The sequence below is a fragment of the Pararhizobium sp. O133 genome (genome assembly GCF_051669845.1).
GTDB lineage: Bacteria > Pseudomonadota > Alphaproteobacteria > Rhizobiales > Rhizobiaceae > Pararhizobium.
This window is the reverse complement of sequence record NZ_CP196426.1, coordinates 2,756,831-2,778,041: the sequence shown is the minus strand read 5'-3', so window position 1 is coordinate 2,778,041 and position 21,211 is coordinate 2,756,831. Positions and strand designations below refer to the sequence as shown.

Below are 21,211 nucleotides of genomic sequence, written 5' to 3'. Positions count from 1 at the left end.
TACTCCGTAGATTTCGGACTGCTAATTTGAAATTAGCCTAGGAACAAGTCAAGAACGTGATTTGGGTTTTCACAGGAATTGGAATACTTTGCCGGCTTTTCCTACAATCATGCTAGGACATGAGATACGACGCGCGTTTCGCCTTGCGGGTTGGTTTGTCGTCATTTCACTCGACGAATGACGGGTGGCAGAGCTAGGGGGTGACTTTGGAAAATGTTCTCGGCCCGAATTCGCCTGCCGGTGAGTTGATGGAACGGATCGAACTCCAGGAGAAGACCATCGCCGAAACCTTGGCGAAGTTTGAGGGAAAGTCGGCGACATTTATGTGGCTTGAAACGATCAGGGCGATCGAAGAGGCCGTGAATCTTGTCACCGTCGAATGGAGCGATGGGTTCGCCGATACGCTTTTCAGCATGCCGGTCCTAAGATTAGCGAACTCCACGGAACAGCTAAAGAAGGTTCGGGCAGGACTTGCGAAGCAGTTCGGCGATAAGTTTGTCGCACGCTTCACCAGCCTTTTGCTACAGTTCAGCGCGTTGGGTACGGGATACCAACAACAAGGCCTCTTTGAATTTGCTTCGTTCTTTGCCGACCTGGGAACTTTGATCGACTATTTGCAGTCCCGTCGTCGCGACTGCGTGGCTCTTCTTCATCGATTGCCAGCCGCGTGCACCGGCGGCGTCGCGATCGGCTCCAATGACCCTGTACTGGTATTCTTCCCTCTTATCGATTTGCACTGTGTTCAAATGGCTGGAGCCCGAAACGCGCTGCTCATTCAGACAGCAAGGAAGCGTCTCGGTATAGACGATGGAAGCGAAGGCGATTTCGCCAGCCTGGATGAAATGTTCCTAGAACCGGAGCGGTCGCGAGTTACTGAAATGAAGTTAAATGAAAATGGTCGGGCGCATTTGAGCCGGAGTGAAAAGGTTCGTTCCGATCGCCTGTTTTCGGCAGCAGAACTACGAAATGACCTTCTGCTGCTTGAAGCCGCCTATGCTGAATTCGACCTAACTGCGACGAAGTTTGGAAGGGCGGCGGCACTAATTCGTAATATCTCGCGGAACCATATCGATCGAGATTATTGGATCAAGCTACCCGAAAGGGAGTTGAACAAGCTTTTCAAGCGAATGGAGATCGATGCAGATCTTCAAGAGGCTTTGGTTTTTCGCGGCTCTAGCTACTCAGAGAGTATCCAGACCTATGCGCCGCTCGTGCGGGTCGACGGCACTTTATACTCGACCGTCACACTACTCAGTCGTTTCGCATATTTTTGGCGAGCTCGTAGTCTGGACAAGATCAAGCGGTTTCAAATCAGGTCGGGGTTCATCTTCGAGAAGGCGGTGGCCGATCGGTTAAAGCATCAGGGGTTCGTGATTGAAGACATCAAGCGGATCGACCGCCATGAATTTGACGTTGTCGGACTTTGCGAGGGCGTCGTCTGGAACGTTCAATGCAAGAACAATTTTTTGGACCTCGCTTATCTCGAAGCCAGTCCTGATCGGTTCGCGCGGTTCAACCATCGGCTGGTACGGTCGTATGAGCGAGCTCTTGAGAAGGACAAGCGAAGGGAGCACGTCTTGTCTAATCGAACCATGTCGGAAGACATTGAGCACGTTGTGGTGAGCCGGTTTCCCGTCATCTGTAGCAACCCCAGAATTCTACCCTTCAGCCTTATTTCTCAGTTTCGACAGAGAATGAGTGCTTTGAGGAAACCTTGAGAAATAAGTCATCAGCGGGCATTCCTATTCAACCTGTGGGTAGGTTAAGTGGCTCGCCTGCCGAGGAGCGTTCCAAAAGCAGTAAAACGCGACATTGGCATCTAGCCGGTAGCGTCGATGACGAAGATCCGGATATCAAAACGATAGCTTCACCGTTTGAAATAGTTATCTGTAACGCAACGTTGGCATCAGGCCGCAGTGGAGACAGAATGCCAGTCGATATTATCACGCTCGGAAAATACACAGTCGAATTCCTGGCTGCGGCCGCAACTGTCGTCAAGGAAACCGCAACAGCCTCAGACAGGGCGTCGATTGGCAAAGTCCTCGACGCTCTCCGCGAACTGTACTTCTACGATGACCGGACGCTATCGATCCTCGACCGAACGATCGCGGGCGAACAGCTAACCTCGGAAGAGGTCGACCGGGCACATCGCGGCTTTAACGCTAGCCAAAAGAAGATCGATGACGCGCTGAACGAGATCTACGCTTCCCTTGAGAAACCTCATCGTGCGCTTTCCGTTCGTGCCTACAATAAGCTTCGTGGGCTCAGTCAGGGAAAGTCCGACGTCCGGATGCAGATCGACTACTTCCTATATGAGTTGGGCGAGCCGGTGCACACCGAGGAAGATCGACAACGCCGGATTGCACTTGCATCGGAAATCCGAGAACAGATTCGGGATATCAACGGACGAATTGATCTGATCGACGAAAGTCTCCGCTCGAATCGGTAAGCCGGTCGGGTTCAAGGAGCCTAGGGTCAGGCATTGTCTCCGTCATAAGGGCTCTCGAAAAAGAGTTGTCCAGATTATTGGTGCCGAGGGGCGTGACATCTCGTCAAGCGCCGGTAAAAAATACGGGAGTGCCGCCGCATAATTCCATGTCGGACATGTAGTGGGCCTCGTAGCCAAAATCCCTAGAAATCGACGCGCAAAGTGCGCACACCGTTGAAGCAATGTGTACTCGACATTGCGACGATGTGCCGTGCGTATCGCGGGCTCACAGATCGTTGGCCGTTCTCGCCTCGCCGATCACGTAAAACTGGGTAAGCGGCAAGCAGACCCCATCTGGCGTCGGTAGCGTTGGCCCCTGTATTGCGGACATTCGAACCAGCGTCTGGGTCACCTTCCGACTATCGTATGGTTTTGGGATGAAGACCCCGCGTTCCGGCAGATCCTCGGTGGCCGGCCGCTGTTTGCCCGAGACGATCAGAATTTCGATGGGCGGCCAACGGTCGCGAACCACCACAGCTAACCTCAACCCGTCCATCGAGCCGGGCATGTCGATGTCCGTCCAAAGAATGAGTATGTCCGGATTGCTTTCAAGAAGCGCGATTGCCTGGTCGGCGTTACTCGCCTCGACGGCCTCGAAACCGGCGTCTTCGACGACGTCGACCGCCATCATCAACAGGAGCGGCTCGTCTTCCACCACAAGTATTTTCGTTCTTCCGGCAGTCACTGGATGTCCTCGCTTTCCGGATGAACTTTGGCGGCAGCAAAGTGTTCCACCGTGAACGCAACTTCGAATACCAGACCCTCCGGTCGGTAATCCGGCTTGCAGTGGGCCTTCGCTCCGGCGGGAAACGCCCGCTCAATGAGTACGGATCCGAACCCCTTGCGCGTCGGTGCCGAGACAGGCGGGCCGCCCGTTTCCACCCAGAGCACGTAAAGCCGCGCGTCGACATAAGTCCATTCGATGGAAACCCGGCCGCCTTCGCTGCAAAGGCTTCCGTATTTGGTGGCGTTGGTCGCCAGCTCGTGAACGACGAGGGAAAGCGGAAGCGCCAGGTCCGCAGGCAGGGCGACCTCCGGGCCATCTATTCGAAAGCGCTCGTGATCGTCGCCGGCGTGCGCCCGCAGTGCGGTCTCGACGACTTCCCGCACCGAGGACGCGGTCGCATCCTTGGACAGAAGGAGATCGTATGTCGACGCGAGCGACGCCAGCCGGCTCGCGAACGAATGGTAGGCGTCGGGGTCGACCTTTCCAAAGCTCTGTCGGGCGATGGCCTGCACGAGGGCGAAACCGTTCTTCACCCTGTGGGCAAGCTCCCTCACGAGCAGCATGCGTTCCTCTTCGGCCTGCTCGTTCTGGACGCGACGGTAGTCCAGCTCGTCGAGAAGGGAATCGAGCGCCGCGCCGACGGCATGCATTTCGTCGGTGGGTTTCATCGCGGTGCGGGCCGTAAGCTCGCCTGCGCGCCAGCGATCCATGACCGCAGCGACGGATACGACTGGCGATATCAAGAACCGACTGCCGATGAAGAAGGCCGCTAGGAAGGCGACAACAACGCCTCCAACGATCGCAAGGACGTTGATTATCGTCGCCCGGTTGATCGGAGCGAACGCCTCGTCCTTCGAAAAGCCGGCACTCACATAGAGCGGGCTGCCGTCCGGCGTGATCGGCTGGTAGCCGAGAACCCGCTCGGTTCCGTCCTGGCTCGTGACCTCGATCACGCCAGGATCCTCAGAGTGGACGAGCTTCTGGAAATCGTCCGGGATGACCGTGCCGACGAAACGTTCTGGCTGTGGCACGCGCGCCAGGATGGTGCCGCGGTTGTCTGCAATCGTGACGGCGTTGCCTGGAGCGACGCCGCGCTCGGCGATCCGGTTCTGAAGCCAGTCGAGTTTGACGCCGCTAACGACGACGGCCGTTGTCGCACCGTCGACGACAACCGGCATGGCGACGGGAAGAACAGCCGTGTCCGACATCCGGCTCTTGGTGTATGTCCCGACGACGAAGTCCTCACCCGCGATTGCGGACTTGAAGTAGTCACGGTCGGCGAAGGAGACTCCTGCTGGAGGTTCGACGCTGCCGCAAACGGGCCTGCCTTCGAGGTCGACGACGAAGATCATCCGGATGTTTGGGACGCTGGATGCGACCGACCTGAGCGACGCGTTGCAGACGGCGGCGTCGAGGTTCTGCACCGCCGGCATAGAGCGCACGGAGATGAGAAGCGAGTGCAGTCCTTCAACAATCCGCTCCACTTCGGAGGATGCCTGCCGGGCCGCCTGCGCCGCTTGTGCGCGCACTTCGTCGTTACGCCCGCTCCGCATCGCATACTCGTTGTATCCGAGCATTGCGACAACCGGAGCAAGCGCCGCGACGGCGACCGCTACAAGCTTCCTTCTCATGAGAATCCCTGTCTATGAAAGCTGGTTAGCACGCCGGATTTACGTTGGCTATCGGCACGTTAGACGGCAAGACGGGGTTGGCCTGAGGGGCGCTGCACGCGATTAACCCGTCCAACGGAGGAAACAGAATGATGAAACTTACACACCATGTCGGCGAGTACGATGGCGGCTACGGTTACAGGCGGGCGACGTCTGGTCGGAGACTTACGCCCGTTTATGATAAGGCCCTTCAGCAGCGAAGTCTGCGGCGGAACGGCAGCATCTCGAAGGCCGTGACGCCGAGATTTCCTATCAGCTTCCATTCGGTCGCTGGCAAAGCGAACATGTCGACGGCGGAGATCGGCCGGTGGACGACGGAGCAGGAGCGCCGAAATGACGACGACGACCGGTTCCTGCAGGTGTGGAAACGTCCGGGTCGCCCAGCCCGGCAACCCGGTCAGGATCGGCATCTGTCACTGGACCGACTACCGACAAGAGAGGGCGGGCAATCGACTATCAGATACCAGCAGACGCCGACAACTTGGGCTCCGTGGAAACGAGCCACATCGTCCTGGTCGAGCACGTGGCGCAGCCTTAACTCACAGTACACTGTAGGAACACAACAATGGAGAACGTTGGTTCAGTTAGGTAAAATGACCAACTCGGGGCCGCAAGCGGACAGTCAGGTTGTGCCCGTTGGAATGGATAAGCGGCCGCGAGGTCTGCCTTGACCTTGGCACGACTGTTGCCAACCTTGACCGATGATTGGCGCATGCGTCGCAAGGTAACTTTTACGATGGACGGAAAGATGCCATTGCCACCGTCAGTACGGCGACAATGGCGCTGAGCGTCCTACCTCGCCGCGGGCGTTGACAACTGTTCCACGACCTTGTCGAGATTGAAGCTGGCTGGCTTCTGCCTCGGTGGAAATTCCTTGAAGCTGCTCAGCCATTTGGCGGCAAAGGCTTGCAACGGCACTTGGACGAAGGCGCGTTCCGCCACCCACCTGTCGTAGAGGATGGACTGATCGCCTCGTTCGAACGGGTCGGAGCGCAGGTTGAACAGCTTCGGCAGGCGCAATTCGTCGAATTGGCCCATCCAGACACCCAATCTTTCGTGGTTCTGCTCCAGAAACACCGCCTTCCACTCGTTGTAACGGATGGCGACTAGCTGGCCGTCGTCATTCCAGTAGACGAACGCATTCCGTGGTGCGTCCTTCACCTCGCCTTTGAAAAAGGGCATGAGATTATAGCCGTCGAGGTGGACCTTGAAGGTCTTGGTGCCGAACTGGCTGCCCTTGAGGCACTTCTCCACGACGTCGGGGTCGCCGCCTGCAGCCGCGAATGTCGGAACAAGATCGTAGTGCGAGAAACTCTCGTTGTAGGTCGTGCCAGGTTTGATCGTGCCGGGCCAACGGATCACCATCGGAACCCGATAGCCGCCCTCCCAGTTTGTCGCTTTCTCGCCACGAAAGGGTGTGTTGCCCCCATCCGGCCATGACATTACCTCAGCACCGTTGTCGGTGGTGAACACCACGATGGTGTTCTCTGTTACGCCAAGGTCATCGAGCTTTTGAAGCAATTGCCCGACATAGCCGTCGAGTTCCACCATGCCGTCCGCGTAGACGCCAAGCCCAGTTTTACCTTTCGACTCGGGCTTCAGATGCGTCCATACATGCATGCGGCTCGGATTGAAGTAGCAGAACCAAGGCTTGTCGGCGTTATGCTGGCGGTCTATGAAGTCAAGCGCCGCGCCGAGAAATTCCTCGTCGACCGTTTCCATTCTTTTGGTATTGAGTGCGCCGGTGTCCTCGATCTTTCCATCGGCGGTCGCCTTGATCACCCCGCGCGGACCGAACCGCTTGGCAAATTCCGGGTCCTTCGGATAGTCCGGGTTCTCTGGTTCTTCCTCGGCATTCAGATGATAAAGGTTGCCGAAGAACTCGTCGAAGCCATGGTTCGTGGGAAGGAATTCATCCTTGTCGCCAAGATGGTTCTTGCCGAATTGGCCGGTCGCATAGCCGAGCGGCTTGAGGAATTCGGCGACGCTTGATCCTCGGCTCGCAGACCGATATCGGCGCCTGGCAGCCCGACCTTTGTGAGGCCCGTACGGATCGGAGACTGACCCGTGATGAACGCAGCCCGGCCGGCCGTGCAGCTTTGCTCGCCATACCAGTCGGTGAATAATCCGCCCTCGTTGCCGATGCGGTCGATGTTCGGTGTCCGGTAACCCATGATGCCACGATTGTAGATGCTCGTGTTGAACCAGCCGATGTCATCCGCCATGATCATCAGAATATTTGGCTTGCTGCCTGCAGCAGCAGTCGGCGTCGCCTGCTGGGCGACAGCAGTGCCGGGCGCCGCCAGGGCGGCCGCCGTCGCAGCCATCGCCGTGCCTGCAACCAAGAGATCGCGTCGGCTGAGGCCACGCGGTGTTTCGGAATTCTTCTTGTCTGACATGGAAGTCACCTCCTTTGCTCGCCAGCCTGAGCCGTGGCCATGAAGGTATAGAGGAAACGCGACAAGAGAAGTACGTTTCCTTGCTTCAGTTGAAATATTTGGATTACGGTCGCTTGGCTAGTAGTGCTGTCGCGTTTCGTGTCCGAGCGCCGACGAATCATGCAGACTGGTGAACTGTTCGACCAGCATTTTAGGAGGAATGTCATGTCAGTGGCCATTTGCCGATCCCTGCAAACGACGGCGCTCGCGATCTGCCTGTCCTTGCTTATGCTCGCCCCCGTTACGAGCCAAGGTTTTGCTCAGGAGGACATGCTTCCCTCTTGGAACGAGACGTCTACGAAGGCGGCAATTCTGCAATTCATCGCCAAGATTACCAAGCAGGGAGGCCCTGACTTCGTTCCACAGGAAGACCGCATTGCCACGTTCGACATGGACGGGACTTTGACACCCGAACATCCTATACCGCTCGCTTTAGTCCCACTGCTCGCCGACATCAAGGACAATGTCGCGAAGAACCCGTTGCTGGGCGCTAGGCCAGCGGTTGCTGCGCTCCTGAAAGGAGATCTGAAAGCGGTCTCCGCCCAAGGCGAGGAAGGCGTGGCCGACATCATCGCCGCCGTGACCGATGGAAAGACCACCGAGGAGGTCGCAGCCAACATCAGCGCGATGCTGGACGAACGCGTCTCCGAAAAGTTCGGCGTGCCGTATTCCAAGACGACTTACAAGCCAATGCGCGAACTTGTCGACCTTCTTTCGGCTCAAGGCTTTACCGTCTACATCTGCAGTGGCAGTCCCGTCCTTTTCACGCGCGAGATTTCGCAGGAGATGTTCGGTATCCCGCCCGAGCAGGTCATGGGCAGTTGGCTCGACACCAAGCTCGAGGAGCGTAACGGCAAGACGGTGCTCGTCTACACCGGCAAGATCGGTCACTTCAACGACAAGGAAGGAAAACCGGTCACCATCAATCTTGGCATAGGCAAACGTCCGATCTTCGTCGGCGGAAACGAGGGCGGCCGCGGTGATATCGCGATGATGCGGTGGTCGAAAGACCGCAACGGTCCCAGCTTCCAGTTGCTGATCAATCACGACGATGACGCAAGGGAGTTCGCTTACTCGGAGCCCGACAACTATTCCCTCGACGCCGCCAAGTCATATGGGTTCCAGGTCGTCAGCATGAAGAGCGATTGGAAAGTCGTTGTCGGGAAATGAGCTTGATCGTCAACTGCGGAACTGCAGGTAAAGTTGCACTGCGGCCATCCTGTGCTATCGTTCCGCGCCGATGCCCGCCGAGGAAACATGATGCTCTAAAATCGTCTTTCTGGCCAGCCAAGTCACTGTCAGCGCAAGGAAATCGCCATTTGGCGCTGATCGGTCGCTCGTCCGCTTTCGCACCTAATTCAATATACTCTCTTCCCACTTCTCGTGGGAATATTCGCAGATTGATGTTGGAATATTATGGGAAGAGCCGATTTCAACACAAACGTCCATTCCGGCGTTCCGGACGTAATTAGTAATTAGCAGACTGGCCGGTTCCAGCGCGCGATGTAGGTAGCCTGAACGGCTGAGATGACGGCGCTTTCCAGCCACAGCACCCCATCGCCCTCGGTGCGGGCGTGCGGTATGGACACCTTTCCCAGATACGTGTTTGATAACGCTTGTGTTGATACCACCCACTCGGAAGGCTCATGAAGAACGCTGCCAAAACCTTTGGGCTGATACTTGTTGGTCCCGTGATGTGTGCGGTGATAATAAAAGCTATCGTTGATGGTAATTTAGGTGGTCGCAATCCCGTCAACTGGGAAACCCAACCTTTGTTTTTCACCGTAAAAACCTCAATCATTGGCTTCGTCGCTTTAATGCTATTGATTGTAAGCATTCAAACTCTTCGCCAGTTAGTCCGTGACTATTGGCGATAGTGTTTGACAACATTTTCGTCTTGATCATTTCCGGCCTGTCTGCAGTGCCCCACCCGGCTCACGGGGCCATTTGCTCAAGGGGTGGTACCATGGTCCCCTTCAAGCGGACTGACAGCTTTAAAGAAGCGACGCCTGCGGCGCGAACGACTGGTTTGAAGGCGCATAGTGGCACGGCAGCAATCTCCAAGAAGAGCACACTAAAGTTGAAACGTGCGGCCCCGCTGTGCGCAAGGCCGCATGCTCTCAGATCTCGGTATGTTCCGCCAATTCCAGCGCATCCTCGATGTCCACTCCTAGATACCTGACGGTATTTTCGATCTTAGTGTAGCCAAGGAGGATTTGGATCGCGCAGAGATTTCCAGTTGCCTTGTAAATCATTGCGGCTTTGGTGCGCCGAAGCGAGTGCGTGGCGTAGTCTTCGCTTCTTAGACCGATTGCGGTCACCCACTCATCCACCAATCGGGCATATTGGCGGGTACTTAAATGAGCGCTATGGTCGATGCGACTGGGAAAGGCGTAGTCATCAACCGTTCCACCTCTCCTTTGAAGCCACGCCAGCAGACTTGCCCTCACGTCCGCAGTGATTTCGAACTGCACCGGACGACCGGTCTTTTGCTGGATGACCATGGAACGGGTTCGAATTTCCGCTCCTGTCACGAGACTTCCGATTTTCATTTTCACGAGATCGCAACCACGGAGTTTGCTGTCGATTGCGAGGTCGAACAACGCGCGATCTCGCATGCGTCCCTCCCGGTCGAGGAAAAAGCGGATCGCCCAAATCTGGCGCTGTTTCAGCGGCTTCTTGACGCCGACCTTTCGGTCGGCGTTCCAAGCCGGACGGCCCAGTGCGGTGGGATCGTATTGTGCAATACCCATTTCAGTTCTCCTTCGGCCAACATTGGCCGTTTGGAGAACGCATGGGCGAAGGATTGACGGGGCCGACAGGAGACCGTCCGCTCCGAGGGCACCAAACACGGAAGCGGACATGGGCACGCAACAGTGCCGACGAGCAGGCCAAGCGCCGCGTTATGCCGATCGTTCGCGATCTGATCGAAACGGTCTTGATCGGCAAGACGCTTGGGAATCAAGCGGCGAGCCTGCAGGTCCATGGCGACATCGCGAACATCATCCGTCGATGGATGTGATCGACTGCATAGAGCAAAGGTCGCCACCCTCACCGAAATCGCCATGAGAAAGGATATCGACGCGAATACAGGAGCAAAATATCGGAGCGAGAAGAAGCCACAGTCCGTTGGATGCGTTCAGGCTCTCGTCAGTATTGCTGCCTAGATCACGTGCACGTCCTCTTTTAAAAAGGTGAACTCGTATGCGCTCTACCCTGAAAATACTTTCCGTTATCGCTGTCGTCTGCCTTGCCGCGCCTGCTTTTGCTGCGACCACCGTCAAGGTTATCGAAGGTGGCGAAGGCGGAGGGCCAATGACCCTGACGCTCGATCAGGCGACGATCAAAGCCGGCGAGACAACCTTCCTGGTTCACAACGACGCGATGAGCGAAGAGCACGAGATGGTGCTCGTTAAGCTGAAGTCCGCCGACGACAAGATTGCTGTGGATACGGCCAAGGGACGTGTCGACGAGAGCAACCTGAACAGCATGGGTGAAGTAGCCGAACTTAAGCCCGGTTCCGATGGCGAACTGAAAGCGAACCTCGTCCCCGGCTCCTATGTTCTTCTGTGCAATATCAAGGGCCATTTCCAAGCCGGCATGCATGCCATGCTGACGGTTACAAAATAAGGTAAGCTCGCACGTTGGTTGTTGATCTCGGGGACCGAGATGTCGGTCCCCGAGACGACGCATACTACAGGAAAAGGTGCGCATCGTTGTTGCCTGCACGACTCTCATTCTCCAAGCCCCAGCGTATCCTGCACTGGCTGACTGCCGCGCTTGTTTTCTTCAACCTGCTATTGCCCGATGGCATGGAGGAGTGGAACAGGAGCATCAAACGGACTGGATCGGCAACCACGGAACAGGTGGCCAGTGCTAATCTGCATTCCTATGTCGGCATCGCAATCCTGATGCTTGTTGCCCTCCGTCTCGTTCTTCGGGTCGCCCAGGGCGTTCCGGCTTCCCCGCCGCGGGAGCCGGCAATCTTCAGACATATCGCAAAGATCGCCCATGTGCTTCTCTATGGTCTTCTGATTGCGATGCCGGTGACCGGCATGGCGGCCTATTACCTGGGATATGGTGGTGCCGGCGACCTGCACGCCGATATCCTCAAGATTGTCCTCTGGCTGTTGCTCGCAGGCCATGTGCTGGGCGCACTCGTGCACCAGTTCTACTGGAAAACCAATGTCCTACGGCGAATGACGACAGGATGAACATCGGGAGGGCCGCTACCAGGCCACAATGAGCCAACCCGTGTGATTAAGTTGAAGAAAGCAGCATGGTCGAAATCACAACTTTGTCCGAACTCACGATCGACGGAAAACTGTCGCTGGGTCCGAAAGCATCCAGCAAGGATCTGTTCGATTTCTACGAAAGCGATCTGCGTGTCTGGTTCCACGAGCAAAGAGCGTCTCACGCAGCCATCATGGTGGGATCGGGCACAGTCATATCCGACGACCCGGAACTGACGGTACGTCACGCTCCTGGACCAAATCCTTTGCGTATCATTCCCTCTTCGACCGGAAGGCTTCCGCTGGATGCGAAGCTCTTGAACGATGGTCTTGCGACAATTGTCGTCGTCTCCCGCATGGCAAAGATAGTCGATGTCGAGGCGCTGGCAATGAAGCCAAATGTCGAAGTGCTCGAATGTGGCGAAAGCAGCATCGATCTTGTTGCGTTGATGGACATCCTTGATGGCCGAGGGATCAAGTCGATGATTGTCGAGGGGGGAAGCCGCCTCCTGCATAGCCTGCATCAAGCAGGGTTGGTGAACCGCATCATCATAAAACATATTCCGGTGATCACTGGATCGACGGAGGCGCCGAGCTATATGAACCCCTACGCGCTGGGAGGTGCGTTCGACCTGTCGAGATGGCGTCTCGTTGAATGCTTTAGCAAGGGTGGAATAGCCGTGACGATATACGAGCCGTTGGCATTGCGACCATGAACTCGGTAAGGCGCGAGGTTCTAACGGATATCGGGCAACGACTTTCGGCGCGTGCCGGCGAGACTCCGCTCTCGGTTTACGACGTGCGAACCGATGCGCATTCGATTGTCGACAGCGATAACGCTGAGTTGCAGCGGTATGTCCAACATCAGACGCTGATGCGAAGCTATCAGGGGCGCTATATTCTGTTGCCCAGCACTGCTCCCGCAGGCTCCATCGTCGCGCGCTTGCATCGCCACTACGATCCGCGCGAATTATTGCGCCTGGACGTACTGAGGGCTGATTTGGAAGACCTGCTGATCGCCCCGCTGGTAGAAAGTGCACGCAAGGTCAGCGTTGATCAAGACTGCGGTGCGTACATCGCCAACCTCTTCCCCAGCCTCAAGGCAAGCAAGCCCAGTGCGTTTCTTGCCTTCCTCGAACAGTCGCAATGGCGCAGCCATCACTATCGCAACTTCCTTATCCAATCCTCTGTCGATCTTTTGGCCGAAGCCTCCGCGTCGGCGCTCGGTATCGTCGGGGAGTATGGCGAGCCCCAGTCTGCCTTGTTCCGTATTCTGATCGATGAATTTGGATACGGTACGCATAACAAGAAGCACAGCGTCCTTTATCGCTCCACCCTGCGCGGGTTCGATCTGAGCGAGGAATACAATTCCTACTGGCCGCTCTTCGACACGCCGACATTGGAGTTGCACAACGTCATTCATTTCATGTTCCAAAGTCCTCGGAACCTGTTTCTGCAGATCGGCTTTCTGCTTTACGCGGAGGCGAGCTATCAGCGGTCAACGGAAGAGCACTTTCGCTATCTGAAACGGTTTCATCCCGGTGTGGATGGGCACTATTTCGGAGAACACGCCCATATAGACATCCACCACTCGGCGATGGTGGCGGACGAGGTTGTCGCCCCGCTGATCTCCAAGTTCGGACCGGATGTCGGCGCTGAAATCGTTGTTGGCGCAGAACTGACGCGGATGGCGTTCGAACGGTCCGGTGACCATATGCTGGCGGTGACCGCCGCGTTCGAGGCGGCCGCCAAAACCGGAAAGGCGCAATTTGGAATGCGGCTCAATTTGGCCGAGCCTGGCCGATGTTGCGTGCCGACAGACCCGGATACGGCCGCAGACGTAATTCAGGTCGGTGGTATCGGTGTTCTCACCGACTCTTCAGCGTTCAAGCATTTTCCGTCCGACAGTGTGGGACGTGAGGTTTGAGAGATGCGAGAATGCGCAAGTTGGATCGGTCAGGATCTTCCGCCAATCGTTCGGGACGGCGTGGAATATTTCCTCTTGTCGCATCGCAACACGCTGTATCTCGTGCCCAACACATGCCCGCATCGCGGCGGGCCGCTCAAGTTCGGATACATCAACGAAAAAGAACAGATCGTCTGTCCGATGCATCATAACGCCTACTCCATAGAGCGATTGATTGCGCGGGACACGACCTTGAAACTATGCCCGGAGATACCATGAAGGGCCACTGCAGTCAGATCGTCTCCGAAAATGGGGCGGTAAAGATCGCCAATATCGTGACCCTGAGCCGTGGTCTGTTGATCGTTCCGATATTGCTGCTGGCAAGCTATCGCTATCTCGGAATCGCCGTCATCGTCTACCTGGTAGCCTCGATAACCGACTTGCTCGACGGCTGGATAGCGCGGCGGTCGGGTCGCGCGTCCGAATACGGCTCACGCCTCGACGCCATCGTGGATAACGTCTTTTCGGTCGCTATCCTGTTTTTTCTCACCATTTCCTATCCCGGCCTGATCGCCCGTCACGGTCTTGCGCTGACGATCCTCTTCGGTGGGCCATTGCTCTACCTACTGGTCTCCTGGTTTCTCACAGGAAGGCTGATGATGTTTCATTTCTGGTCAGCCAAGGCTGGCGCGCTTCTGCTATTTGCTACTTGGCCGTTTATCCATGTCACTGGATGGGAAGCCATCATCGGCATCGCGGCGGCGGTCGTCGGCTTTAGCAGGGTTGAGCAGATCATTTTCATTTTGCGCGGCGGCATCGACCTTGATGCGCCCCATATGTTTGGCGGTGTGAAGACACGATGAGACATGACCTTTCCATACCAGCAGGCATCCATTCGATTGGGGAAGGGAATTCGCGCCCAGCTAACGACGTCTCATTGCCTGCCGGCCTTTCCTGGCACGCATCATCACCGCGTGAGAGAGGGCCAATCATCGGTGGATTACAACCAGCGCGCAACGCCATCGGGATCCACGCGGGATCCTTCGCGCCCTATCGTGCGATTGCGGTCGCGACCGGTGCACTGTCTCCGGATCATTCTCCTGATTTGAGCAATACCTCTCCGTCTGCGACGATTGGGCCGTTCACTCAATGGTCTACTCCAGGCAAGATCGTTGCCCTCGATCCCTGGGGCCATCGGGTCGGCGAGGATTTTGCGGACGAAATCGCCAGTGGTCTGCACATTCAGCCCTCGATCGCGATTACCAGTGGTCGCCTCCTGATGCCGGAGATCGCCGAGGCCCTCAGGTCAGGGCGCCTTTTAGCCGACGACCGTGTCCTCGATAGCCTTGGCGGTGTTCTCGTAACAAAAATTGCCATGGAGCCTGTCTGGTGGCTGCCAGGCGTCGCCTCTCGCCTCGGCATCTCAGAAAAAGCATTGCGAGAGGCCTTGGTCGAAGCCAGTGGCGGCATGTATCCGGACTTGATCGAGCGCCCTGACATCAAGGTGTTTCTACCGCCCATTGGAGGGACGAGCGTGTATTTGTTTGGTGATCCCACACTACTCGGGAACATGAAGACCACGGTCACCTGTCGTGTCCACGATGAATGCAACGGTTCGGACGTGTTCGGGTCGGACATGTGTACATGTCGCGCTTATCTCGGTTTCGCCGCTGAAGAATGCGTTCGAGCCGCGCAGGCAGGCGAAGTTGGGATCATTGCGTACAATCGCAAGGAAGGACGCGCGCTGGGCGAAGTCATCAAGTATCTGGTCTACAATTCCCGTCGCAATTCTTCCTGCGGCGACACAGCCGAGAGCTACTTCTCCCGCACAGAAAATCTGGCCGGAATAAGGGATGCTCGATGTCAGGAACTCGCTGTCGATGTGCTGCACTGGCTGGGCGTCAGCCGGATTAATTCGTGGCTTTCCATGAGCAACCACAAGCGGGACGCGATCCTAGCGGCCGGCATCGATATTGAGAAACAGGTGGAACTTCCGCCCGCGCGTGTTGCACCGGGAGCGACGGTTGAAATTTCCGCCAAGAAGGCGTCAGGTTATTTCAGCGCATTGAACAAATGAGCTCCGGTTAGTTTAAACTAAAAATATGCATCGTTTCACGATGCCGTCCTTGGTCGAGAGCGGGCGTGGCGCGTATCTTGACGACCGCTCTTAGCGGAATCCGCAAAAAGCAGACGGACGGCTTCCAAGAGTTAAATCGAGTGTTGCGAGCGACCGAAATGAAGGCGCAAAGCAGAAATAACTTCTGATAAGGCCAAATGCAGTATCGCCTACTGGAAATTCCGGCTTTTCACCTTCAGCGTATCGATATGCAAATCCCGGATAAAGATGTCCCTCGGCTGAACGGCAGGCTTTGTCCGATCTCGTGAATCTGGACCTCCGGGAGAACCATGGGCAAACTCATCGCCTCTCCCCGTCGGCAGCCTGAACGCCGTATCACGATCCGCAAGCCCGGACAGATCGCTGGAGAGATCGAAGACCTGCTGCGCCACGAGATGGACGACGGCGCCTTCACGCTGGATGCGGCCGTTGATCGCCATCATCGACGCTCCCAGCACGATGCGTCGTCGGCGCTCGAACAGCTTCGACCACACGACGATGTTCGCCGGCCCGGTCTCGTCCTCGATGGTGATAAACAACACGCCCTTGGCACTGCCCGGTCGCTGCCGCACCAGCACCAACCCGGCCGTCATCACCCAGCGTCCGTCGCGTGCGGCCATCGCCTCCTCGCAAGTAACGATGCTCCGGTTCGCCAAGTCTTTCCGCAGGAAGGCGACGGGATGTTGCCGCAGCGTCAGCCCGGTGTGCCCATAGTCCTCCACAACGTTATGGCCCTCGGTCATCTGCCGCAGTTCGACCTCCGGTTCCTGTTGTTCCGGGATCGCTCTCGCCTCGCGCTCGGCCGCCGCCGCAAACAACGGCAGAGGTTCATCCCTGAGCGCCTTGATTGCCCAGAGCGCTTCCCGGCGCTCCAGTTTCAACGACGGCCGGAAGGCATCAGCTTCCGCCAGTTCAACGAGCGATGCTGCTGGCACGCCTGACCGCCGCCACATATCGTCGACCGAAGCAAACGGCTCCTCCGTCCGGGCCGCAACGATCCGGGCGGCATCGATGGTGGCCAGCCCACGCACCATCCGCATACCCAACCGAACCGCATGACGATCCTTGCCCTCGACCGGCTCCAGCGTGCAATCCCACCGCGACCGGTTGATGCAGACGGGCCGGATCTCGACGCCGTGGTTCCTGGCATCGCCTACGATCTGAGCCGGGGCGTAAAAACCCATCGGCTGCGAGTTCAACAGGGCTGCACAGAACGCATCAGCATGGTGGCATTTGATGTAGCTGCTGGCATAAGCGATGAGCGCAAACGATGCCGCATGGCTTTCCGGGAAGCCATAGCTTCCGAATCCTTCCAACTGGCTGAAAGTTCTCTCGGCAAATTCCGGGGTGTAGCCGTTGCGAACCATGCCGGAGACGAGCTTGTGCTTGAACCGGGAAACGCCGCCCGTAAACTTGAACGTCGCCATGCTCTTGCGGAGCTGATCGGCCTCGCCGCCGGTGAAGCCGGCGCAGACCATAGCAACGCGCATGGCCGACTCCTGGAACAGCGGAACGCCGAGCGTCTTGCCCAGCACCGCCTCCAGCTCGGGCGTCGGATACTCCACATCCTCCTTGCCTTCGCGGCGCCGCAGATAGGGATGGACCATATCGCCCTGGATTGGTCCCGGTCGGACGATCGCAACCTGGACGACGAGATCGTAGAACGTTCGCGGCTTCAGCCTCGGAAGCATTGCCATCTGCGCCCGGCTTTCGATCTGGAATGTCCCGAGCGTGCCGGCCTTCCGGATCATCGCATAGGTCGCCGGGTCTTCCTGGCGGATATTGGCAAGATCAAGATTGTCGTCCTTGTGCTTTCGGATCAGATCGAATGCTTTCGACATACAGGTCAGCATGCCCAAGGCGAGAACATCGACCTTCATCATCCTGAGTGCCTCGACGTCATCCTTGTCCCACTCGATGATCTGCCGATCTGCCATGGTCGCCGGTTCGATCGGCACGAGATCGTCGAGCCGATCATGAGTCAGCACGAAGCCGCCCGGATGCTGGCCGAGATGACGGGGAGCGCCCATGAGCTGCTGTGCAAGCTGCAATGTCAGCACCAGGCGTCTGTCATCGGGATTGAGATTGAGTTCCTTGACGTTGCGGTCGCTGACCTCTTCCGACCAGACCCACATTCCGGATGATAGCGCCTTGATCAGATCCTCCGGCAGCCCAAGCGCTTTACCAACGTCCCGGATGGCACCCTTCGCCCGGTATCGTGTCACCGTCGCACAGAGCGCCGCCTTCTCCTTGCCGTAGGTCTTGTAAATCCACTGGATGACCTCCTCGCGCCGTTCGTGCTCGAAATCCACGTCGATATCCGGCGGTTCATCCCGCTCCTGGCTGACGAACCGCTCAAACAGCAGATCATTGGTCGAAGGATCGATGCTGGTGACGCCGAGGATATAGCAGACGGCCGAGTTGGCAGCCGAGCCGCGCCCCTGGCAAAGGATTCCCTGCGATCGGGCAAACCGAACGATTGAGAACACCGTAAGGAAATACGGCGCGTACTTCATGGACCGTATGAGGTCGAGTTCGTGGCGAACGGTCGTCAGGACACCATCGGGCAATCCTTCCGGATATCGGTTCGGCACGCATTCCCACACATAGTGCTCCAAGGATTCCTGCGGCGTCTTTCCGGGAATGATGGCTTCTTCCGGATATTGGTAGCTCAGCTCCTCCAGCGAGAATGTGCAGCGATCGACGATCTCCATGGTGCGTCTCAGCGCCTCGGGATAGCGCGGAAACAGACGCTCCATCTCCTCCGGCGGCTTCAAATACCTGTCGGCATGCCGCTCGCGCTCAAAGCCAACTGCGTCGATGGTCGTTCGTGTCCGGATGCAGGTAACGATATCCTGGAGCTGCCGGCGTCCCGGTTCGTGGAACAGTACGTCGTTGGTGACGACCGTCCGGACACGGAATTTGGCGGCCAGGTTGGATAGTTCATGCAACCGCATCTGATCGTTGGGACGACGGCGTAGCGATAACGCGAGATAGGCACGGTCGCCGAACACGTCGGCCATCTTTCGAAGCTGAAGCGCGCATGCCTCATCCGGCAGATCGGGCACCAGGACAGCGAGCAATCCTTCCGCGTAGAGTGCGACGTCATCGAAAGTCAGGATACAGTTGTCCTTGCCGCCCCGGCTTTTGCCGAGTGTGATCAGCCTGGTCAGCCGCGAGTATGCCGCGCGGTCTTTGGGATAGACGAGGATAGACATGCCATCCTGCAGATCGAGACGACAGCCGACGACAAGACGAATGCCGGTTTCGCGGGAGGCTTCCAGCGCCCGGACGATCCCGGCCAGGCTGTTGCGATCGACCACGCCCAGCGCCTCAATGCCAAGCTCTCTGGCGGTGGCGAACAGTTCCTGCGCCGAGGACGCACCCCGCAGGAAGGAGAAATGGGTGGTGACCTGAAGCTCGGCGTATCTCATGCAAAGATCCCGTGCACGAACCATCGGTGCGATCCCGTCGCCGCATCGACACCGTCGCCTGACCGGTAGATCCAAAGCCGCTCGCCGGCATCGTCCTCGATGACGAAGTAGTCTCGGACGGCGACCCATTCCGACGTCCGCTGCCACCATTCGCCAAAAATCCGCTCTGGGCCATCAGCACGCTTCACCTTCCGACGCTTTCCCCGCCAGGTGACGGATACCGGGGGCTGGTCCGGCAACAGTGCGATCACGTCAATGAGTTCCGGATGCCGAAGCAACCGCACCGGGCGGGGCCAGTGATGCGACCAGGAGACATCGTTGTCGTCTGATGCCGCGGCAATCCGCTGGACGCTGCGCTCGGGGACGTCCGATGCCACAGGTGCGGCCCGGTAGACACGGGAGCCGCGATTGCCGAAGACATCGATGAGAGGAACAATGTCGGTCGCATCTTCTTCAATCAGCGACGAGGCTCGTTGCGTTTCCGCCAACGGCTCGGACACCACCGCGACCAGCGAAAGCTTTTCGATGCCGAAGCCCGGTTCGATCTTCTCGGTGCGATCGCGGAACAGCTTTGTCAGCCATGCGACATCGCGTGCCGGTTTGGCTGTTCCTGCCCGGATCGCCTGGCGGGTATTGTCGACCTTCTCTATGATCAGATCGGTGCGGCGGACACCGAGACCGTGTTTCTGCAGTTCATCACAGAGTTGGATCACCAGCCGTCCGACGTATTTGTCGATCGTTTCTGCAGCGCCAATCGGCTCGGCAAATGAACGGCTGACTTCTATAAGCTCGGGACAGCGGATAGGCTCGATCGGCTCCGCCAGCCGTCCGAACATCTGATCGAGACGACGGCCGATCTCCGGGCCGAACCGAAGAGCTAAGGGAGCGCGCGGCGTTGCAGACAGCTCTCCGATATTCTGGAACCCAAGTGTCCTGAGATCGCCAACAACCTTCTCCGGGAGCCGAAGCAGCGAGATCGGCAGCCGTTCCACAGCGCGGGCTGTCTTGCCACGAGGCACGACAACGGTTTCCCGCGTGATCGCCCGCGCGCAGGCATGGGCCGCACCCCAGGTGTCGGCGATCGCCACCCGAGCCGTCAGGGACCTTCCGCGAAAACGGTTGACGATCCCGATCAGCATTGGCTCCTCGCCGCCTTGCAGGTGATCGGCGCCTTCGGTGTCCATGACGATCCCGTTGGGGGCATCCATAGCGACGATCGGGGAATACTGGCTCAGGGCCCAGAGGGTGATGCGTTCGAGTGCCAGGGCGTCGGCAACAGGATCGGCATCGATCATCGTCAATCCCTGGAACAAGGCCTGCGCCTTGGCCGCTGCCATGCCAAACCGCACGCCGGCCTTCTTCGCAGCGGCATCTGCGGCAGACACCCAGCGTTTGGCTCCGCTCCTGGCGATCACAGCGATCGGCTGCTCAACTGGCAGTGAGGGATCGGCCCGTCGAATGCGATCGGTGGGCAGATCCGGCAGATAGATGGATACGACCCTTGTCATCACAGGCTCCAACGGCAAACTCGGCACACTCGCCCGCACGCGATCTCATCAGTTCCAGCAACCAGCGGGGACGACCGATGCCGGGAACTGGAAGTTCCTCCGACGGCAGAACGCTGACACGCCAACGCGTCGTCGATGCCGTTGGTTGGCCAAAGTCGTTGGCCTCGGTCTGGCGTCGCCACCGTCGGACGGCAAGCCCGATAGTCCCAGTCTTTTCCGCAGCCAGTTGCAGGCGCCTGGATGCCGTCATCGGCAATCGAACAATCTCGCCGACAACAGCGCCGAGGCCGCCGTACCCGAGCGCTTCCTGCATATTCGCCAGCACGTCCTCCTCCTTGTCGGACTCGACGAACACGACGCGGTTGGCTTGAAGCCCGGCTTGCGCCAGGGCCGGGAAGAACAGGTCCGGCCGTGTCAGACACCAGACAATCTTCCCCCTGGTTCTGGCGGCGATGCCGGCGACGAACAGCGCGGCCGCCGCGCCATCAACCGTGCCGGCTCCGCCCCCTGCCACCTCATGCAGCGCCCCGTAGGCCAGGCCTCCGGCGGGGAGCACGCCATCAATTGCCGGAACACCAAAGGGCAGCATTTTGCGTGCACGCACCGGACCGCCTTCGAGATGCTGGATGCGGTCGCGAAGTTCTGAGATCGTGGCGTTGGTGGCAGTCTGCTGCATGGATGTCACGGGTCAC

17 protein-coding genes and 2 pseudogenes are annotated in these 21,211 nt (G+C 57.9%); 12 read left to right on the top strand and 7 right to left on the bottom strand.

What is annotated here, in order from left to right; translation table 11 throughout:
• Positions 1 to 206: 206 nt before the first annotated feature.
• Together ACST81_RS13215 and ACST81_RS13210 are read left to right on the top strand one after the other, a co-directional pair.
• Positions 207 to 1,718, top strand: coding sequence for a hypothetical protein (locus ACST81_RS13215; protein WP_438748319.1), 1,512 nt, complete (start codon positions 207 to 209; stop codon positions 1,716 to 1,718).
• Positions 1,719 to 1,927: 209 nt separating this feature from the next.
• Entirely contained in the window at positions 1,928 to 2,449 is a 522-nt protein-coding gene (locus ACST81_RS13210) for a hypothetical protein (RefSeq protein WP_438748318.1), read from the top strand.
• Between the two features lie 361 nt (positions 2,450 to 2,810).
• Here the strand turns inward: ACST81_RS13210 and ACST81_RS13205 are convergent.
• From ACST81_RS13205 to ACST81_RS13195, 3 genes and pseudogenes are all read right to left on the bottom strand, one after another.
• Positions 2,811 to 3,119: pseudogene (locus tag ACST81_RS13205) on the bottom strand (response regulator); the annotation flags it as partial.
• Positions 3,120 to 3,169: 50 nt separating this feature from the next.
• On the bottom strand, positions 3,170 to 4,846 hold the full coding sequence (locus tag ACST81_RS13200) for a sensor histidine kinase (protein WP_438748317.1): 1,677 nt from the start codon (positions 4,844 to 4,846) through the stop codon (positions 3,170 to 3,172).
• Between the two features lie 831 nt (positions 4,847 to 5,677).
• Positions 5,678 to 7,284, bottom strand: a pseudogene (locus ACST81_RS13195) (arylsulfatase).
• A gap of 159 nt (positions 7,285 to 7,443) precedes the next feature.
• On the opposite strand from ACST81_RS13195, the gene ACST81_RS13190 reads away from it, so the two are divergent.
• Together ACST81_RS13190 and ACST81_RS13185 are read left to right on the top strand one after the other, a co-directional pair.
• Positions 7,444 to 8,493, top strand: coding sequence for an HAD family hydrolase (locus ACST81_RS13190; protein ID WP_438748315.1), 1,050 nt, complete (start codon positions 7,444 to 7,446; stop codon positions 8,491 to 8,493).
• 476 nt (positions 8,494 to 8,969) lie between these two features.
• A complete protein-coding gene (locus ACST81_RS13185; RefSeq protein ID WP_438748313.1) occupies positions 8,970 to 9,200 on the top strand; it encodes a hypothetical protein in 231 nt (76 codons plus the stop codon).
• Between the two features lie 243 nt (positions 9,201 to 9,443).
• Here the strand turns inward: ACST81_RS13185 and ACST81_RS13180 are convergent, their stop codons facing one another.
• Complete coding sequence (locus ACST81_RS13180; RefSeq protein ID WP_438748312.1) at positions 9,444 to 10,076, bottom strand: tyrosine-type recombinase/integrase; 633 nt, start codon at positions 10,074 to 10,076, stop codon at positions 9,444 to 9,446.
• Between the two features lie 41 nt (positions 10,077 to 10,117).
• On the opposite strand from ACST81_RS13180, the gene ACST81_RS13175 reads away from it, so the two are divergent.
• The 8 genes from ACST81_RS13175 to ACST81_RS13140 all read left to right on the top strand — a co-directional run bounded on the left by ACST81_RS13175 (position 10,118) and on the right by ACST81_RS13140 (position 15,538).
• Positions 10,118 to 10,345: a hypothetical protein gene (locus tag ACST81_RS13175; protein WP_438748311.1), complete on the top strand. Its 228-nt coding sequence runs from the start codon at positions 10,118 to 10,120 to the stop codon at positions 10,343 to 10,345.
• A 182-nt stretch (positions 10,346 to 10,527) separates the two neighbouring features.
• Positions 10,528 to 10,953: a plastocyanin/azurin family copper-binding protein gene (locus ACST81_RS13170; protein WP_438748309.1), complete on the top strand. Its 426-nt coding sequence runs from the start codon at positions 10,528 to 10,530 to the stop codon at positions 10,951 to 10,953.
• 86 nt (positions 10,954 to 11,039) lie between these two features.
• Positions 11,040 to 11,537: a cytochrome b gene (locus tag ACST81_RS13165; protein ID WP_438748307.1), complete on the top strand. Its 498-nt coding sequence runs from the start codon at positions 11,040 to 11,042 to the stop codon at positions 11,535 to 11,537.
• A gap of 65 nt (positions 11,538 to 11,602) precedes the next feature.
• Positions 11,603 to 12,271, top strand: a complete 669-nt coding sequence (locus ACST81_RS13160) for a RibD family protein (protein WP_438748305.1) — start codon at positions 11,603 to 11,605, stop codon at positions 12,269 to 12,271.
• Positions 12,268 to 13,482: an iron-containing redox enzyme family protein gene (locus ACST81_RS13155; protein WP_438748303.1), complete on the top strand. Its 1,215-nt coding sequence runs from the start codon at positions 12,268 to 12,270 to the stop codon at positions 13,480 to 13,482. The genes ACST81_RS13160 and ACST81_RS13155 overlap by 4 nt, the downstream gene beginning before the upstream one ends.
• Positions 13,483 to 13,485: 3 nt before the next feature.
• Positions 13,486 to 13,740: a Rieske (2Fe-2S) protein gene (locus tag ACST81_RS13150; protein WP_438748301.1), complete on the top strand. Its 255-nt coding sequence runs from the start codon at positions 13,486 to 13,488 to the stop codon at positions 13,738 to 13,740.
• A complete protein-coding gene (locus tag ACST81_RS13145; protein WP_438748299.1) occupies positions 13,737 to 14,324 on the top strand; it encodes a CDP-alcohol phosphatidyltransferase family protein in 588 nt (195 codons plus the stop codon). Before ACST81_RS13150 ends, ACST81_RS13145 begins: the two co-directional genes overlap by 4 nt.
• Positions 14,321 to 15,538, top strand: coding sequence for a GTP cyclohydrolase II (locus ACST81_RS13140; protein WP_438748297.1), 1,218 nt, complete (start codon positions 14,321 to 14,323; stop codon positions 15,536 to 15,538). Before ACST81_RS13145 ends, ACST81_RS13140 begins: the two co-directional genes overlap by 4 nt.
• 209 nt (positions 15,539 to 15,747) lie before the next feature.
• Here ACST81_RS13140 and ACST81_RS13135 read toward each other — a convergent pair whose 3' ends face one another.
• The 3 genes from ACST81_RS13135 to ACST81_RS13125 are packed head-to-tail and all read right to left on the bottom strand — an operon-like array spanning position 15,748 to position 21,195.
• On the bottom strand, positions 15,748 to 19,011 hold the full coding sequence (locus ACST81_RS13135; RefSeq protein ID WP_438748295.1) for an error-prone DNA polymerase: 3,264 nt from the start codon (positions 19,009 to 19,011) through the stop codon (positions 15,748 to 15,750).
• Complete coding sequence (locus ACST81_RS13130) at positions 19,008 to 20,519, bottom strand: Y-family DNA polymerase (RefSeq protein WP_438748294.1); 1,512 nt, start codon at positions 20,517 to 20,519, stop codon at positions 19,008 to 19,010. Before ACST81_RS13130 ends, ACST81_RS13135 begins: the two co-directional genes overlap by 4 nt.
• Positions 20,440 to 21,195 carry an ImuA family protein gene (locus ACST81_RS13125; RefSeq protein WP_438748292.1) on the bottom strand — a complete coding sequence of 252 codons (756 nt, stop codon included), beginning with the start codon at positions 21,193 to 21,195 and terminating at the stop codon, positions 20,440 to 20,442. The genes ACST81_RS13130 and ACST81_RS13125 overlap by 80 nt, the downstream gene beginning before the upstream one ends.
• Positions 21,196 to 21,211: the final 16 nt, after the last annotated feature.